The 16,445-nt window shown below is 35.1% G+C and carries 18 protein-coding genes and 1 pseudogene; 13 read left to right on the forward strand and 6 right to left on the reverse strand.

Annotated features, from left to right (window positions below; genetic code table 11):
* The first annotated feature begins 136 nt into the window (after positions 1-136).
* Both PN450_RS01720 and PN450_RS01725 read left to right on the forward strand, forming a co-directional pair.
* Positions 137-1,774, forward strand: a complete 1,638-nt coding sequence (locus PN450_RS01720) for a restriction endonuclease subunit S (RefSeq protein ID WP_271835231.1) — start codon at positions 137-139, stop codon at positions 1,772-1,774.
* Between the two features lie 389 nt (positions 1,775-2,163).
* Positions 2,164-2,847 (forward strand): conjugal transfer protein TrbI, encoded by a 684-nt coding sequence (locus PN450_RS01725; RefSeq protein ID WP_271835232.1) that lies wholly within the window; start codon positions 2,164-2,166, stop codon positions 2,845-2,847.
* Positions 2,848-3,330: 483 nt separating this feature from the next.
* Here PN450_RS01725 and PN450_RS01730 read toward each other — a convergent pair whose 3' ends face one another.
* Positions 3,331-4,686, reverse strand: coding sequence for a sensor histidine kinase (locus tag PN450_RS01730; protein ID WP_271835233.1), 1,356 nt, complete (start codon positions 4,684-4,686; stop codon positions 3,331-3,333).
* Between the two features lie 367 nt (positions 4,687-5,053).
* Here PN450_RS01730 and PN450_RS01735 point away from each other — a divergent pair, with 367 nt between their 5' ends.
* Positions 5,054-5,383, forward strand: a complete 330-nt coding sequence (locus tag PN450_RS01735; protein ID WP_015080139.1) for a DUF3155 domain-containing protein — start codon at positions 5,054-5,056, stop codon at positions 5,381-5,383.
* Between the two features lie 456 nt (positions 5,384-5,839).
* On the opposite strand, the gene PN450_RS01740 is transcribed toward PN450_RS01735, so the two are convergent.
* Positions 5,840-6,373, reverse strand: coding sequence for a cofactor assembly of complex C subunit B (locus PN450_RS01740; protein ID WP_015080140.1), 534 nt, complete (start codon positions 6,371-6,373; stop codon positions 5,840-5,842).
* 122 nt (positions 6,374-6,495) lie between these two features.
* Between PN450_RS01740 and PN450_RS01745 the strand changes: the two genes are divergently transcribed.
* Positions 6,496-7,068 carry a DUF3611 family protein gene (locus tag PN450_RS01745; RefSeq protein WP_271835234.1) on the forward strand — a complete coding sequence of 191 codons (573 nt, stop codon included), beginning with the start codon at positions 6,496-6,498 and terminating at the stop codon, positions 7,066-7,068.
* A gap of 20 nt (positions 7,069-7,088) precedes the next feature.
* Here PN450_RS01745 and PN450_RS01750 read toward each other — a convergent pair whose 3' ends face one another.
* A complete protein-coding gene (locus PN450_RS01750; protein WP_271835235.1) occupies positions 7,089-7,673 on the reverse strand; it encodes a Uma2 family endonuclease in 585 nt (194 codons plus the stop codon).
* Between the two features lie 434 nt (positions 7,674-8,107).
* Here PN450_RS01750 and serS point away from each other — a divergent pair, with 434 nt between their 5' ends.
* The 6 genes from serS (at position 8,108) to PN450_RS01780 (ending at position 13,592) form a co-directional block, all read left to right on the forward strand.
* Positions 8,108-9,388: a serine--tRNA ligase gene (serS, locus tag PN450_RS01755; protein ID WP_271835236.1), complete on the forward strand. Its 1,281-nt coding sequence runs from the start codon at positions 8,108-8,110 to the stop codon at positions 9,386-9,388.
* 84 nt (positions 9,389-9,472) lie between these two features.
* Entirely contained in the window at positions 9,473-11,605 is a 2,133-nt protein-coding gene (locus PN450_RS01760; protein WP_271835237.1) for a GNAT family N-acetyltransferase, read from the forward strand.
* 11 nt (positions 11,606-11,616) lie between these two features.
* Positions 11,617-12,105: an ASCH domain-containing protein gene (locus PN450_RS01765; RefSeq protein WP_267904377.1), complete on the forward strand. Its 489-nt coding sequence runs from the start codon at positions 11,617-11,619 to the stop codon at positions 12,103-12,105.
* A 375-nt stretch (positions 12,106-12,480) separates the two neighbouring features.
* Entirely contained in the window at positions 12,481-12,954 is a 474-nt protein-coding gene (locus tag PN450_RS01770) for a type II toxin-antitoxin system VapC family toxin (RefSeq protein ID WP_271835238.1), read from the forward strand.
* Between the two features lie 3 nt (positions 12,955-12,957).
* Entirely contained in the window at positions 12,958-13,125 is a 168-nt protein-coding gene (locus tag PN450_RS01775) for a hypothetical protein (protein WP_168466228.1), read from the forward strand.
* Positions 13,126-13,370: 245 nt separating this feature from the next.
* Positions 13,371-13,592 (forward strand): type II toxin-antitoxin system HicB family antitoxin, encoded by a 222-nt coding sequence (locus PN450_RS01780; RefSeq protein WP_271835239.1) that lies wholly within the window; start codon positions 13,371-13,373, stop codon positions 13,590-13,592.
* A 219-nt stretch (positions 13,593-13,811) separates the two neighbouring features.
* Here PN450_RS01780 and PN450_RS01785 read toward each other — a convergent pair whose 3' ends face one another.
* Both PN450_RS01785 and PN450_RS01790 read right to left on the reverse strand, forming a co-directional pair.
* A complete protein-coding gene (locus PN450_RS01785; RefSeq protein WP_148759968.1) occupies positions 13,812-14,213 on the reverse strand; it encodes a helix-turn-helix domain-containing protein in 402 nt (133 codons plus the stop codon).
* Positions 14,214-14,335: 122 nt separating this feature from the next.
* Positions 14,336-14,623, reverse strand: coding sequence for a type II toxin-antitoxin system HigB family toxin (locus tag PN450_RS01790; RefSeq protein ID WP_096668045.1), 288 nt, complete (start codon positions 14,621-14,623; stop codon positions 14,336-14,338).
* A 120-nt stretch (positions 14,624-14,743) separates the two neighbouring features.
* On the opposite strand from PN450_RS01790, the gene PN450_RS01795 reads away from it, so the two are divergent.
* Both PN450_RS01795 and PN450_RS01800 read left to right on the forward strand, forming a co-directional pair.
* A complete protein-coding gene (locus tag PN450_RS01795; RefSeq protein ID WP_256370331.1) occupies positions 14,744-14,869 on the forward strand; it encodes a hypothetical protein in 126 nt (41 codons plus the stop codon).
* A gap of 381 nt (positions 14,870-15,250) precedes the next feature.
* A pseudogene (locus PN450_RS01800) lies at positions 15,251-15,655 on the forward strand (response regulator); the annotation flags it as partial.
* Between the two features lie 222 nt (positions 15,656-15,877).
* Here the strand turns inward: PN450_RS01800 and PN450_RS01805 are convergent.
* A complete protein-coding gene (locus PN450_RS01805; protein WP_148759966.1) occupies positions 15,878-16,060 on the reverse strand; it encodes a hypothetical protein in 183 nt (60 codons plus the stop codon).
* A 136-nt stretch (positions 16,061-16,196) separates the two neighbouring features.
* Between PN450_RS01805 and PN450_RS01810 the strand changes: the two genes are divergently transcribed.
* On the forward strand, positions 16,197-16,445 hold a 249-nt coding region (locus tag PN450_RS01810; RefSeq protein WP_271835240.1), incomplete at its 3' end, for a DUF2854 domain-containing protein.

The raw sequence follows: 16,445 nt of genomic DNA on the forward strand, positions 1-16,445 counted from the left end.
AAATTTACTTAAATCTAGGCTGGTTTCCTATTAATTCTCAATAATTAATGTTTATTGAGAATATAGGCTCTTTCCAGAAAAGCCTCTAACCCTTTTGAATACTCATTTTTAGCTGGTTTTCTTACATCGAACTCAGGTGATTTTAGATTTAGCGGTGAGGGGTAAGTTAGTGACCCAAGATGCAAATGATGAACCTGCGGCGGTTTTGTTGGAGAGAATTAAAAAGGAAAAGGAACGGTTAGTTAAGGAAAAGAAAATTAGAAAATCTAAACCTTTACCACCTATAACTTTAGGTGAAACTCTTTACAAAATTCCTAATAATTGGCAATGGATAAGACTTGGAGAAATAGGAGATTGGGGTGCAGGTGCTACTCCAGATCGTAAAAATTCACAATATTATAGTGGTTTAATTAAATGGTTTAAATCTGGGGAATTGAATGATGGATATATAATAAACTCGGAAGAACATATTACAGAATTAGCTTTTAAAAATTGTTCTCTTAGATTAAATCAACCAGGAGATGTTTTAATAGCAATGTATGGAGCAACCATTGGTAAAGTTGCAATACTAGAAACACAATCAACAACTAATCAAGCGGTATGTGCTTGTACTTGTTTTAAAGGTTTTTATAATCTCTACCTTTTTATTGTTTTAAAAGCATATAAAAATATTTTTTCTTCTCAAGGTGCAGGGGGAGCGCAACCAAATATTTCTAGAGAAAAAATTATTCATACTATAGCCCCTCTCCCACCACTTGCAGAACAAAAACGCATTGTTACAAAAGTAGATGAATTAATGAAACTGTGCGACGAATTAGAAGCACGTCAAAAAAAGAAACGGGAAACCCGCATATTAATAAATAATGCAGCTTTAAACAAACTCCTCACTGCTGAGACACCAGAGACATTCACCAAAAATTGGCAACGCATTGGCGATAATTTTGACATTCTCTACAGTGCGCCAGAAAATATTGGTAAATTGCGTCAAGCTATTCTCCAACTGGCTGTTATGGGTAAGCTAGTACCGCAAAATGCAAATGATGAACCTGCGGCGGTTTTGTTGGAGAGAATTAAGAAGGAAAAGGAACGGTTAATTAAAGAAGGGAAGATTAAAAATGAGCAATCAATAGTCATAGATGGTAATTTATACCAAATTCCAAAACAATGGGAATTAGTTAGTTTAAATCAAATAATTGCTTTAATGGATTCGGGTTGGAGTCCTGCTTGTAAAAATCATCCGACGTTAGATAAAAGCAAATGGGGAGTTTTAAAAACTACAGCCGTTCAACCATTAGTTTATAAAGAGGAAGAACATAAAGAACTTCCTGAACATTTAGAACCACGTCCAGATTATGAAGTTCAGGTAGGAGATTTACTCATAACTCGTGCAGGTCCAAAAAATAGAGTAGGAATATGTTGTTTAGTTAAAAAAACGCGCCCTAAATTAATGATTTCAGATAAAATTATTCGATTTCATTTATTTGAGCCATTTATATTTCCAGATTTTATTGTTCTCATCCTAAATACTGGATTTTCTCAAAGTTTTATAGAAACTCAAAAATCTGGTATGGCTGAAAGTCAAATGAATATATCCCAAGCAAAACTTAGGATGACTCCTATCCCATTACCACCATTTAATGAACAAAAACGCATCGTTACCAAAGTAGATAAATTAATGAAACTATGTGATGAACTAGAAACCAAACTAACACAAACTCAAACAGAGAGCGAAAAAATCATCAACGCTGCTGTTAAACAATTATTAATGGTGTAGGTTGGTTTGAGGTACGTTCACGAAGTGTGGCGAAGCCATAACCCAACATTTGGGGGATTTTGTTGGGTTTGGTCTTCGTTCTACCCAACCTACGAAAATTAAATTAATATTTTATTCCATAAGGGTAGCGGTAGAAGTATTATTTTTTGAAAATTAGTAATATAATAATGAAAGATATTAAGGAGTTAATTATATGCAAATAAAACTTAAATCAAAAGTTGATGCAGAAGGTAAATTATTTTTACAACTTCCTCAACGATTAGCTCTAAAAACCAATTAAAAAAAGAAAACGTAAGTATGCAGTGCTTATGCTTAATTAACAATTGTCCAGAAACTATCCTAGCCAACCCACGTCACCATACATATCACATATTATGGGCAATCTTATCATGAGTCGTTCTACCCGTTGGCAATCTCGCACCGCTGCACTCATGGCCATAGCCATTACCACAGGTGCAGCTACCCCGTTATTATCTTTTAGTCCTGTTCTGGCCCAAGGATACAATCTTAATCAATCGCGCACAATTAGTATTCCCGCTAATGTAACTTTACCTGTTACCTACGAAAAGGAAAAAGTTATTGTCAAACCGGGTGAAACATTAGCCCTAACTCTGAAAATAGCTGACAATGTTACTGATAGCAACAGAAATATTTTAATTCCTGCCAATACTGAAGTGATTGGTGAATTACAACCAGTAAGATTAAATACTCGATCTTCTGGGAATAATCAGCAAGGTGTCCGGTTTGTAGCCAGAGAATTAGTATTTCCTTCTGGACAACGACAACAGATTTTTGCTAATTCCCGAACCATAACCAAAACAGAAACAATCTCCAAGGGATCAAGCACTGGACAAATATTAACTGATGCTGCTATTGGTGCCGGTGCAGCTAGTGTGATTTCCCTAATTACAGGTAACAAGAAAATTGAAGTTTTAGAACCTGTGGGTGGTGCAGCAGCGGGTGCTTTAGCTAGTGTACTATTGCGGAAACAAAAAGCTGATGTTTTTGTCCTCAGACCAGAACAAGATTTAGCTATTACCCTGACTTCAAATTTGGTGATCACTCGTCAATAGAGTTAAGTAGGTTAGCATTGAAAATCGTCGTTATGGCACTAGGCAAGAGGCAATACTTCGACTTCGCTCAGTAACCAGAGGCAAGAGTGAAGAGGGTTTGGCCGATTTTACTTTTCGTTACATATTACTCTTCGAGAAGCCGCTTCGCGTCTACGGTTTTTTCCGTTCACCTACTTAATAGTTTTGAAGTTGTGAATTTTATAATACGAATAAAGCGATTGTTTCCCTGAATTATGGGGCAATGTCGCTTTATTTTTATGTAAAAACTATTTTTATTCTCTAAGAGGTTGTTTGAAAAGTATTATATCAAACCCGTAATCTCCAAAAACCTAACCCCCCTACCCCCCTTCCCTGCAAGGGAATGGGGGTTTTAAAGCCTCTCCCCTTGCAGGGGAGAGGTTTGGAGAGGGGTCAGTCTATACATTCAAAACTTTCCAAACACCCTCTAAGCATATATCCAATTAAATATAAAACTTCTATCACTTAATCAACAGACTGTAGCCAAATTATAAATGTAGTTCCTGGGATATGCGGTAATGTGATAATTGAGTGAATGGCCGGACTGAAAACCTCTATACTTCCCTGCATTTCTGCTATTAACTGTTTAGCAATACTAATTCCTAAACCAGTTCCGGGTATTTCTGTTTTTGCCTGTACACCTCGATAATGTCTTTCTCCAAGATGTTCTAAATCTTCTGGAGGAATACCAGGACCTGTATCACTAATAGCAATACCTTGTAAATTTCCTTTCTGTTGCCCACATTGGACTAAGATTTTTCCACCGGGGGGAGTATATTTCAAAGCATTATCTATAATATTACTCAACACTTCTGTTAATGCTTTTTCATTCACTTTTACTAAAGGTAGATAGTGGGAAATTTCCGTAATTAATTGTAAATTTCTTTCTTGGGAAATAGCTTGAGCCGATATTAATAAAGGTGCTAATAAATCTGCTAGACAACAATCAGTTAATTGTTCTCCTGTTCCGGGCAATAATAATGCAGGTTTAACTGGCTTTTGCACATTTTCATTAATAACAACCTTTGATTCTGGTAGAGGTAGAGGTGCTAAATCTGCTGTATTTAAATCAATAACCTGATCAAATTGTTGCAATAGTTCTTGCAAGCGATCGCTCTCCCTGACTATACTGGTTGCTACTTCCCGATTAGGATCAACCGGTCGCATTCGCTTAAATAGTAACTTACCAAAGGTGCGGATAGCAGTTAAGGGGTTACGAAACTGATGCAAAAGATTATCTAATAAATCCCGTTGTCTCTCTTGCAAAATTTGTTCTTGCTGGAGTTGGTGTTGTAACCAAGCCCTCCGCTGGTCTATAATGCAAGCGATCGCTAAAGTTTTGGCAATGCGTTCAATTTCCCCCTCTTCCCGTTGATTCCATTCCCTATCGTCCCTCGCAGTCACCAATAAGCCCATCATTACACCCTCATAAATCAGGGGTAAAACAATTTGGTTATGACTGAGTAAGTATTCATCCTGTTCATCGTGTAAGTTTTGTTTTTCTGTTGTTTCCGATTCCACCGACGGATGAGAAGATACAGAAGTCGGTTTTAATAACCTCGGTTGCTGATTTGGGAATGCTAAAACATTAGCAAGCCTTACAGAATAGCTATTCTCTGGTTCACCATATTCATTACTAGAATTTAATGCTATAGTCTCTGGATACACCATTACCGGAATTAGTCGCGCCTCACTTATAGGCTTTTCTACCAGTTCCTGTGTTAAATAAACCACCGTAAAAGATGCTCCCATTCCTTGGGTTAGCAGGGCTATTTGTTCTCGACATAGAGCAAGGAAATCAGAACTGGCAGACATTAGCATGAGTTCAGGAATCTAGGAGGAAGAAAGAATCTAGGAGTCAGGAGTCACCGAGTCAGGAGTCACCGAGTCAGGAGCAAGGAAGAAGAAAATTACCCAGTCCCCAGTCCCCAGTCCCCAGTCCCCAGTCCCCAGCCCCCAATCAAGGCTTATAGCTATCTAGTTTAATCTGGTAATGGGGGAAGAGGTAACAAGTAATGACTGAAAAGGCAGCGATTTTTTAATTTTTAATTCTTGATTTTTAATTGTTTTTTCCCCAGTTGTATCAAAACATTAAAAACTATTGATTTTTTGAGATAGAACTTATATAATGACGACGGATTTTGTAGCCATAACTACAGTCTATAGCTTGAAACAGGAGGACAATAGGTTGGCACGGAGACGTAAGCGGAAGAGTCGTCGGAGGCAGGAAGGACGGCGCATACTTGAGCATATTCCTCAGTACAGCATTGAAAGTGGCGAAGATAAACCTGTGACAGCAGCAAGAAAATTTATTCAAGCTGAAGGTATTTTGCCACCCGCGCTGCTACTAGTAAAACGTAATGAACATACAACAGACCGTTATTTCTGGGCGGAAAAAGGTCTGTTTGGCGCTCAATACGTAGAAGAGAATCATTTCTTGTTCCCTAGTCTTAGGACTTTAGAATCACCAACAGCACAAGAACCTGTTGCTGTTGCTGTTGCTGTTGCCAGTAACTAAACAACAAATGACCATCATATCTTGTAAGTGTGACTTCTGAATCTGTGAATAATTAACTGGTAATTTTGACCAGGTTATTCAAAAATTCCTTTTTTTAATTTTGTTGTTGAATTTGCCAGTAGGGTTTAAATGAATTCTCTCAAGTCATGGCATAATTAATTTCTCATCAACTAAATTTGGTTAGATGAATCAGTTTATTATCAGCTTATACACCAAGAGAATAGCGACAGAGCCAAGGTCATCCAAAAAATGAAGCATGAATTATTTATGCTCTCATTAATTTGGACTACTATCAAGCTCTGTCCACCAATTTAAATTTTTCCTTATGACATTTCAGGCATCAGGAAGATTAACAGCACAAGCAGAATTTTTCCTTCCTACTGCTGATTTACTCAAAATTTTAGTCAGAAGCCTACATGAATGTAGAGAATGCTGGTTTTTATCCCCAAAAATCAATCAAGTGTCCAGCGTCTTTAGCTGTAATGCCCTTTGTAACTCAGCCAGTTCATCTCTATGGGCAGTCACAGTAATTATACTTGAGAAGTCTTGTCCACTCAGGATATTTTCCATCTTGAGTGACACCTTCTCAAGTCTTCCAGATTTTTTCCAATACAATAACCCACTTAAAGGCGAAAATAGGATTATTCCCAGAAAAAACTGCCCAAAATCGGGAAAAAGCATTGATAAAACCAACGCCAGACAACCTAAACCCACAGCAGCTAATACAGTCAAAAATACCGCTAAAAACCAGCTAGGGCTGACAAATCCCTCAAAAGTGACTTGATTTTTGGCAGAGTCTACCGCTAAAACTCGATAAGCACGAGAGCGAAAATACTCCTTTAATGAAGTCATGAATGTATTTTCGTCCTGATCCGAAGTCAAGCGCATCATTTCTGTACGGTCTTTAGTTGAAGCACGTATAAAGAAAAATAAACCAACTGATAAGAGGAAAGTTAACAGGAAAGTAGATTGCAAAACGGTAAAATCCATAACTAATTTTTAAGTCGGAAATTTTCAGTAGACTTAAACCATTATCAATTATTCTGGAAACAGGTAACAGCTAACAGACAACAAACGGAAGTTGTTTTTAACTTTTAATTTTTAATTTTTATATGTCACAAAACTCCGAAACACCATCATCTAATATCCGGGCTATCGCCCAACAATTTCGCCTAGCAGGTTGGATTAGTTTATGGATTCAGTTGGTATTAGGTGTCATCTCTGGAATAATTGTCTTATTATTTGGCATTTTTAGTCAAAAAGCCAACAGCCCCAATAATAATCCAGGCACAGGCTTTGGTGTATTTTTAGCAATTTGTGGCATAATTCTGTTGGGCGTTGGTATTTACTTGGCTTATCGCTACACCAGAATTGGCAAAAAACTAGAATCCCCTAATGCTAGTAATCGTCCCCGCAAGGCGGAAACCCTGCAAGTATTACGTTTGGGACTATGGATAAATTTAGGCGGCATATTAGTCACCCTGTTGGGAGCGCAGGCGATTGTTGGTACATTGGTAGCTAGGTCAATATCTCCTCAAGCCGCAACTACTCAATTATTTGACCCAACTCGGATTATTAGCGGTTTAGATATGCTCATAGTCCAGGCAAATACAAATACTGTATCAGCGCATTTTGCAGGTTTATTAGCATCTTTGTGGTTAATAAATCGGATTAATAAACCATAATTGACAGTGGTTGTAGTATCCTAATCTTTGAAAACAGGTAGTTCTAAAATAAATCCTGGTAAAACATTTTCTGCCGATAAACTTGTCGGTAATGATACTATTTCTACAGATTGATTTTGACGGTAAATTTCTACTTGTTGATTTTGAGGATCAATTAACCAACCTAAACGTAAACCACTATTAAGATATTCCTGCATTTTCTCCTGTAATTGACTTAAAGAATCAGTACGAGAACGCAGTTCTATGACAAAATCAGGACAAATTTTCGCAAATTTCTCTTTTTCTGTAATGCTTAAAGATTCCCAACGTTCATTAGCTATCCAAGCCACATCAGGAGAACGTTTACCACCATTAGGTAGAGTAAAAACAGTGGAAGAACTAAATACTTTTCCTAGCTTAGTTTGACGATTCCAAATCATCAAATTTCCATTTAATTCTGCTTCTCTATTACCAGTAATTAGATTAGAAGGAGGGAGAATAATTAATTCATCTTTAGCAGTTTGTTCAAATTTATAATATTCGTTAATTTGAGATAATTTATAAAATTGTTCATCACTTAAACCAACATTTTTGATATTTAAAATAACTGATTGAGTTGTCATCATTGCTGAAAACTCCTTAACGCTTAGGTAATGGAGAAGAGTATCTGAACTAATTATCAACCATATTTGGTAATTTTACCACTGATCATAATCAAACGCAGATGAACGCAGATGAACGCAGATAAGAAATGTGATATTAGTATATAGGATTTAGCATTGTTCATAGGTGTCAACTTAACGTAAAACCCATAGCCCGCCTGGGAATGAATTCCCAGTCTCATAGCAAAAGTCATCTAAAGATGACTAAATAACCCGAAAATTTTTTAGTAAACTTTAGTTTACTTTGGCTATTAGACCGGAACTTAAGTTCCGGGCGGGTTTGGAAGCTAAACAAATAAGCTATTTGTAGCTTAAGTTGACACCTATGAGCATTGTTAAACCCCTACGATTAATCATCTCAATCAAGTATAATTGACAAAACTTAACGAAATTCACCAATGCTGGATATTAAACAAATTAGAGAAAATCCCCAATTAGTACAAGAAAAGTTGAATACTCGTAGTGGTAAATACGAGATTCAGCCTATCTTAGATTTGAGTCAACAACAACGGGAATTGGAAGTAAAACGCAATGAACTCCAAGCCCGGAGTAATGAAATTGGTAAACTGGTGGGACACAAGGTAAAATCTGGTGTTAATCCTCAAGATGCAGAAATTCTGGCTTTAAAGGATGAAGGAAACAGCCTCAAAATCACATTAAGCTCATTAGAACCCCAGGAAAAGGAGTTAAAAGCCCAAATTCACCAATTACTCTTAGCACTTCCTAACCTTCCCAGTGATTCTACCCCCATTGGTAAAAGTGAAGATGATAACCAAGAAGTGAAAATATGGGGAGATGAATATAAACTCGAAAATCCGAATATTGTACCCCATTGGGAAATCGGCGAAAAGTTGGGAATTTTGAACTTTGAAAGAGCGGTAAAAATTGCCCAAACTCGGTTTGTGAGTTTGATAGGTGCGGGTGCAGGTTTAGAAAGAGCGTTAATTCAATTTATGCTTTCTAAACATATTGAAAATGGCTATATTGAAGTTAGTCCACCGTTGTTAGTAAATACTGATTCTTTAACGGGAACTGGACAATTACCCAAGTTTGCAGAGGACAGTTTTAAATGTGCAGAGGATGATTTATGGTTAATTCCCACCGCAGAAGTTCCGGTTACTAATTTGTATCGAGGGGACATTATCAACGGGGAAGAATTACCAATTTATCATACTGCATATACGCCATGTTTTCGGCGGGAAGCGGGAAGTTATGGACGGGATATGCGGGGTTTAATTCGGTTGCATCAATTCAATAAAGTTGAGTTGGTGAAGTTAGTAAAACCGGAAAATTCTTTTGATGAATTGGAGAAATTAGTTGGAAGTGCTGAGGGTATTTTACAGGCTTTAAAATTGCCTTATCGGGTGATTAATTTATGTACTGCTGATTTAGGTTTTTCGGCAACAAAAACTTATGATTTAGAGGTGTGGTTGCCTTCTGCTGGGAAGTATCGAGAGATTTCTAGTTGTTCTAATTGTGTTGATTTTCAAGCCAGAAGGGCGGATATTCGGTTTAAGGAATCTGGTAAAAAAGGGACGCAGTTTGTGCATACTTTAAATGGTTCTGGTTTGGCTGTGGGTAGGACTATGGCGGCGATTTTGGAGAATTATCAGCAAGCTGACGGGACGATTAAAGTACCGGAGGTGTTGCAGGTTTATTTGGGTAGGGAGGTTTTGTGATTTAGGGGTTTTTTGTAGAGGCGTTTGGGGTGCGTCTCTACAAGGGTTTTGAATAACACATACATATGGAGTAAATGAAATTCTATGAATGAACAACATTCTATTAAATTCAGAGTAGAGGAAATAAGTGTAGATTCTGAATATCTAGAAACTATAATTAATTTAGGAAATACAAATGCAAAAACTCTCGGTTTTTTGCCATTCGGAGCTTTCCATGATCTAGCTAAAGAAAATCGTATTTTAGGATGTATTGCTTCAGACATAGGTTGTGTTGGATATCTTTTATATGGTATTAATCGTCGTCATTGTCGAGTTAGAATAACACATCTTTGTGTTGATACAAATTGGCGAAACAGAGGAATAGCAAAATTATTGATTGATGAGTTAAAAATTAAAACTAAGCATCTTAATGGCATTCTGTTAAGCTGTAGAAGAGACTACAACTTAGATGGTATGTGGTCAGCACTGGGATTTGTAGCTCGGAATGAAAAACCAGGTAAAAGTAAAAAAGGTAGTATATTAACTCAATGGTGGTTAGATTATGGACATGACAATTTATTAACTAATCTTACTTATCAAATAACTGACTCTAAGCTATGTGTAGCTATAGATGCCAATATTTTCTTTGATTTAGTGGAAAATGAAAAAATTGATGAAGAAAGCAATGAATCTAGAGTTTTAATTGCTGATTGGTTAGATTCAGAAATAGAACTATGTTTAACTGATGAAATAAATAATGAAATAAATAGAAATCCAGATGGTAAGAAAAGAGAAAAATTACGTACAGCAATAAGTCACTTTACATTACTACCCTGTATTCAAGAAGAATTTGATAATATTTGTCAGCGTCTACGGAGATTCTTTCCTGAAAATATGAAACCTAGCGATGCTTCTGATATGCGTCAAATTGCTAGAGTTATTACTTCTCAGATAAATACTCCTTATTTTATAACAAGAGATAAGCGGTTACTAGAAGAAATTGAGGAAGAAATTTATCAAGAATTTAATCTGATTATTATTGACCCTATAAATTTTATTATTAAGCTGGATGAATTACGCAGAGAAATAGAGTATCAACCACAACGGTTAGTAGGAACTGATATAGAAGAAACTCGTGTTCAAAGTGGAGAATTAGAATCAATAGTTGATCTATTTTTGGACTATTCTCAAGGTGAAAGAAAAACTGATTTTAGTAAAAAAATCCGCTATTTTCTCTCAAATACAAAACAATTCAAATGTTTTACAGTCGGTAAAAAATTATTAGCACCAATTGCTTTGATAGTTTATGATAGAACAGAGAATGAAGAATTAAAAATTCCTATATTTCGCTTTAGAAATAGTAATATAACTCCAACTATATTGCGTCGTTGTATTTTTCAATGTTTTTCAATATCTGCTAGTGAAAATAGACAATTTACTAGAATTACTGAAAATTTCTTGAATGATGAAACCATAAACTCACTTCTAGAAGATAGATTTTTCAAGATTGAAGATGGATGGTTAAGAGCTAACTTAGCGATTTCACAGAACGCAGCAGATGTTTCCTATTACCTTGATAATTTGTGCAAAGAATCTGGTAAAGGATATGAACAATATCTACCAATAGTAAATGTTTTAGCAAATCAAGATTTGCTTCATAATCCAGAGATTATGGCAGATATTGAGAGAATGCTTTATCCAGCCAAAATTACTAATGCTGACATTCCTACCTTTATTATTCCCATTCAATTATGGTGGGCTAAAGATTTATTTGATAAAGAATTAGCAAGTGAAATTTTATGGGGGGCAAAAGAAGAAATTGCTCTGAAACGTGAAGTTGTTTACTACTGTGCAAAAAGGGCAATGCAAGCTCCCGGGAGAATTTTATGGTATGTCAGTAAATCTCGTACTGGTAAAAACAGTTCTCATATTGTTGGAGCTATTCGCGCTTGTTCTCACATTGATGAAATTGTAATTGGCAAGCCTAAAGAGTTGCATAAACGTTTTAGAAGACTTGGAGTATATAGTTTTCAAGATGTTATGGAAACTGCTAAAAATGATTTAGATAAAAATATTATGGCTGTTAAATTTAGCGATACTGAGTTATTTACAAATCCAATAAAGTTGGCAGATATTAATAAAATTTTGGGACGGAGAATTTCAGTTCAATCATCTTCAAAAATAAAATCAGAAGAGTTTAAAATGTTATATAATGTAGGAAAACAAATGCCTATATAAACATGAGTCTTATGTCTCCAAATGTACTTCTATTATCTATACACCATAAATATACAAACATGATATTTGATGGTAATAAACGGGTCGAATTGCGTCGTGTTAGACCTCGGCATCTAAATGAAGGTGATCTAATTCTTGTTTATGCTACATCTCCTGAAAAAGCATTGTTGGGAGTTCTGGAAGTAGAGAAAGTTGTAGAAATGTCTCCAAATAAACTTTGGAGAATTGTCAAAGATAAAGCTGGTATTAACTATGAAACTTTTCAAAAATATTATGAAAATTCACCAAATGCTTTTGCTATTTTCTTTAAAAAACCATTCAGTTTTGATACGCCAATTACTTTAGAAGAATTAAGAGAAGAATGGTCAGATTTTCGACCACCACAATGTTATTATTATTTAAAAGAAATGGAAATAAATCTCGTTAAAACTATGGCAAAATGTGATATTTTAGGATTATCTGAAAAATTTAAAATTTATCAAACTGAATTATTATCTTAAAAACTAATATTATTGTCATCGCTCATCTCGTAGGGTGCGTTAATGAAATGTAACGCACCGTTTTTTTATTAATATTTAACTGCCTGAATCAGGATATCCAGGATTAAAGGATTAACAGGATAATATTTGATATTGATATTCTGGAATATTTGAATTACCGCAATTTCTGAGGATGTAGATTAATATTAAAAAAACATCCTCTACATCCTCAAATCTTGTGCATCCTGATTCAGACAAAATGCAATTTCTGAAAATGTAGATGAATATTAAAAAAATATCCTGTACATCCTCAAATCCTGGACATCCTGATTCAGACAAAAAGGATTAACAGAATACAGTATAGTAAATTTACCAAAGTAATCGCATTGGAATAATATGACCAAAACAATATACATAGAAACAAGTATTATTGGTTATTTAACAGCAAGACCTAGTAAAAATTTGATAGTTGCTGCTAATGCAGAATTAACAAGAGACTGGTGGGACACTCAGCGAAACTCCTTTACTATTTACATTTCTCCACTGGTATTGCAAGAAATAGCAAAAGGTGATGCAGAAATGGTAAATAAAAGACTAGAAGTTTTAAATAACTTTCCTTTACTTGATATCACAGAACCAGTACAAAATTTAGCACAGGAATTTCAAAAACAAAGTAATTTACCACCCAGTGCTGCTTATGATACTGTCCACATTGCTACAGCTACCGTCTATGGATTGGATTATCTGTTAACATGGAATTGTAAGCACATTGCTAACCCCTATATTCAGAAAAAACTCTCACAGATTGCTGATAGTTTAGGGTATGAATTGCCAACAATATGTACACCTTATGAAATGTTAGGAGAATAATTTATGTGGAATGATGAAGTTTTGGCAGAAATTCGCAAAATAAGAGATGAACAAGCTAAGTCATTTAATTATGATTTGGCTGCTATTTGTGCTGATTTAAGAAAACAACAAGCAACAAGTGGAAGAAAGATTATTTCTCTTCCATTGAAGAAAGTAGTTCTCTCACGCTAATTTTGTATGGTGCATTAATACAAGATGATGCACCTTTTTCTATTAATATTTAACTGTCTGATAGCGTAGCGTGGCGCAAGCCATATCAGGATATCCACCGATTAAAAGATTAACAGGATTGTATTTGATATTGATATTGTGGAATATTTAAATTAGCGCAATTTCTAAGTAATTCCAGTTCATAATAATCGGGTAAAATCAGTTTATGTTAAACGAGTATTAGAATTAACAGAAGGAGAGTAATCATGAATTATCCCATAGTTGTTTATCCTTGTAAAGAAGGCGGTTTTGTAGCAGAAATTCCCGCATTAAAAGGATGTTTAGTACAGGGTGAAACTTTAGAAGAAACATTACAAGAATTGATAATTGTGCGAAACTTATGGTTAGAAACAGCCGAAAAACATGGTCAAAAATTGCCAGATATTGAAGGTGCTATTGCAAAGGTGAAAGCCCTAAGTAGCGTATAAATTTTAGAATCAGGATTTCCACCGATTAAAGGATTAACAGGATTGTATTTGAGTTTGATATTCTGGAATATTTGAATTAGCGCAATTGCTGAAAATATAGATAAATATTAAAAAACATCCTGTACATCCTCAAATCCTGAGCATCCTGATTCTGACAATTTTTAGCTACAATTAAAGCATTAGAAGTGATTCAGAAAGTCAGCTATTATCCCCATTTGCTTACAAAAACAAAGAATATGATACATGAAAAAAATCTCCCAATGCTTTGGCTTGATTTTTGCTAATACTTCTTTTACCATTTATTACTTCTGAAGTAATACCTTTTGAGCCAAAAATCTCGACAATATCCTTTTGTTTGAGTTGTCTTACTGACATTAACTCATGTAATATATCTAGGGGAGTTATAGCTTTCATTTGATAGACTTTATTTTCATATTGCTCAATTAGTGTTACTAGCAACTGTAAAACTTCAGCTTGTTCATCTGTCAAATTTTCCCCTAAATCCATAAATTTATCTACTTCATTTAGTAGACGCTTATGCTCTATTTCTGTGTCGATTATACGTGGCACAGTTTCAGAAAGTAGCTTAATGTATTCTTCCTTGTTTAGTGTATTTGTCATATACAACCCCCTTTGGGGTAGAATGTTTTCACTAGGGACATAGTAAAGCCATATCCTAGATGTTTATGAGCTTCTGAGTAGTGTAATTAGACTATTGAGAGGCGAAACCCTCTAAATATTCGTTATTTTTTCCACTTATCTTCATTATATTCACTATGAGTTAATACATCCTCAATCTTAATGGTCTTGACTTTATAGGTAATTTTAGTAATTAACCGAAACTTATTTCCTCCTATATTAAAAACTGTGTAGCCTTGTACAAAATCTGCGTGTGGATAAACTTCTCTTACATCTATAATGTGTTTCCATTCTTCCTTTTGAGCAGTTTGGAGCCAAACATTAAGACTAATTTCAGCATCTGGATGAATCTTACTAAATTCAGTTAGATTTTCGATGCCAATTACTTTCATAATGTATTATTAATTTCAATTTTTTTAGTTTAAACATATGTGCTTTACTTTGTGTCCTTATTTGTGTAGCTCTATGTTCTCATAAAGAGAACCAAATGTCAAGCCTCTGTACAGGAATTTTTGGAAATTCATTTCAACTTAGAGGAAGTGTTGAAATTAGCAGCGCATAATCGTTGTGTCGCTGCAAGTGCGATCGCTCATGTTGTAGGGTGCGTTCTCCGAAAGTACAGCACCATTTTTTATTAATATTTAACTGTCTGAATCAGGATAACCAGGATTAAAGGATTAACATAAATGTAGGTTTTGTATACTACTTATTGAAGTGCGGAATGTGGGTTAAATAGTCTTCAGACTTACACAACTATCAGACTAAATGTATATTGTTGAGGACATTGGACTTGATATTTGGTGATGAGTAACATATTTTGGAGATGATGCACTATGATAATATGCCAGTTTCATAAGTGCTGAATCTGTCGCCTCAGTATTATGCAAAAAAAACAGTTTTTTTATGAAAAATTTGCATAAAAATTAACTTTTAGTGGCTAAAATTCATCCATACGATAGAGTGAAGTATTTCACTTGTACTCATAAACTATAAGGATTCATATTTATTCTTTTTCTGGAATGTTAATGTTGTCCCGTGAGTCTTCTAATTTGCGCGTTCTCATAGTTGATGATCATGAACTCACTCGTTTAAGCCTACAATTAGTTTTTTCTGTTCAAGAAAATATCCAGGTTGTTGGTTTAGCTAGTAATGGTCAAGAAGCTATAGAAATAGTTCAGTGCTATCAACCTGATGTGATCATTCTCGATTTACAAATGCCAATTATGGATGGTTGGTCAGCATCTCATTACATTAAAGCTATATCTCCAAATACTCAAATTCTAGCTTATTCCTCTGTAGATGAAGTATCTTTTGGACAAAACAAAGATAGGCATAACTTTGATAAAGTTTGCAAAAAAGATATTCCGACAAAGGAACTCATTGCCTTAGTCAGAGAGTTAGGGAACAGACATAGGTATTCTTCATTTCCAGAAGAAATATTAGACCTGTCGGAGAATTTAAAAGTCAGTCTGTGTCTGGCTTTGAGGATGTTTTTATGTCAGCCAGACTTGATGTAATTGGGTTGACCCTGGTCAACCCAACATCATTAATAATTAAAAAAGTACAAATTAGATCAGGCAAAAGGCAATTGACAATTATCAATTACCTTTTCTCCTGCCTAAATTTTAGATAACTAACAACTTAGGTTAATTATTTCTTGCTTCGTGAATAGTCCGTTTTAATTCATCAATTAAATCATCTAATTCTTCCAAAGCTTGATTGACATCAACCCTTAAAGTTCCTAAATTGGGTTGTTCTAATAAACTCAGCAACCGCTCACGTTTACCTTGAACAGTGCTAATTCGGTCTTTAACTGTCTGAATATCCATTTTTTTGCGTCCAGTTTTGAAACACTTCAAATCTAAAGTTAACGCAAAAAGGAAAAATCTCCATATCCCTTTCCCAATCTGCCACCAATCAGCGATGATAATAAAAGATGAAAATAAATTATACTAAGCTTAAATTATGCTCGGCAGAATTTCTTTGGGAACACTTGGTTTAACAGTAGGTAGTATACTCACCATCACAGGTTTTGTTGCCTACTTCATGGATAACGCTACCCTCAATCTAGTGGGATTTTTCTATGGTTTTCCGCTATTACTGGGAGGTTTAGCCCTAAAAGCTAATGAACTTAAACCCATCCCCTTCAGCCAAACTACCACACCATCAATCCTCGAACTCAGAAAGCAACAGGCAACTGTCACACAAACTAAA

Origin of the sequence: Dolichospermum lemmermannii CS-548 (assembly GCF_028330815.1) — a bacterium.
GTDB classification, from domain to species: Bacteria; Cyanobacteriota; Cyanobacteriia; order Cyanobacteriales; family Nostocaceae; genus Dolichospermum; species Dolichospermum lemmermannii.

What these genes read in the sequence shown, in the direction of transcription:
- PN450_RS01725 (WP_271835232.1), top strand. Translation starts at nt 2,164, where the DNA reads ATGAGTCGTTCTACCCGTTGGCAATCTCGCACCGCTGCACTCATGGCC.
- PN450_RS01730 (WP_271835233.1), bottom strand. Translation starts at nt 4,686, where the DNA reads ATGCTAATGTCTGCCAGTTCTGATTTCCTTGCTCTATGTCGAGAACAA.
- PN450_RS01760 (WP_271835237.1), top strand. Translation starts at nt 9,473, where the DNA reads ATGAATGAACAACATTCTATTAAATTCAGAGTAGAGGAAATAAGTGTA.
- PN450_RS01805 (WP_148759966.1), bottom strand. Translation starts at nt 16,060, where the DNA reads ATGGATATTCAGACAGTTAAAGACCGAATTAGCACTGTTCAAGGTAAA.
- PN450_RS01750 (WP_271835235.1), bottom strand. Translation starts at nt 7,673, where the DNA reads ATGATGACAACTCAATCAGTTATTTTAAATATCAAAAATGTTGGTTTA.
- PN450_RS01770 (WP_271835238.1), top strand. Translation starts at nt 12,481, where the DNA reads ATGACCAAAACAATATACATAGAAACAAGTATTATTGGTTATTTAACA.
- PN450_RS01765 (WP_267904377.1), top strand. Translation starts at nt 11,617, where the DNA reads ATGTCTCCAAATGTACTTCTATTATCTATACACCATAAATATACAAAC.
- PN450_RS01740 (WP_015080140.1), bottom strand. Translation starts at nt 6,373, where the DNA reads ATGGATTTTACCGTTTTGCAATCTACTTTCCTGTTAACTTTCCTCTTA.
- serS (WP_271835236.1), top strand. Translation starts at nt 8,108, where the DNA reads ATGCTGGATATTAAACAAATTAGAGAAAATCCCCAATTAGTACAAGAA.
- PN450_RS01785 (WP_148759968.1), bottom strand. Translation starts at nt 14,213, where the DNA reads ATGACAAATACACTAAACAAGGAAGAATACATTAAGCTACTTTCTGAA.
- PN450_RS01780 (WP_271835239.1), top strand. Translation starts at nt 13,371, where the DNA reads ATGAATTATCCCATAGTTGTTTATCCTTGTAAAGAAGGCGGTTTTGTA.
- PN450_RS01745 (WP_271835234.1), top strand. Translation starts at nt 6,496, where the DNA reads ATGTCACAAAACTCCGAAACACCATCATCTAATATCCGGGCTATCGCC.
- PN450_RS01775 (WP_168466228.1), top strand. Translation starts at nt 12,958, where the DNA reads ATGTGGAATGATGAAGTTTTGGCAGAAATTCGCAAAATAAGAGATGAA.
- PN450_RS01790 (WP_096668045.1), bottom strand. Translation starts at nt 14,623, where the DNA reads ATGAAAGTAATTGGCATCGAAAATCTAACTGAATTTAGTAAGATTCAT.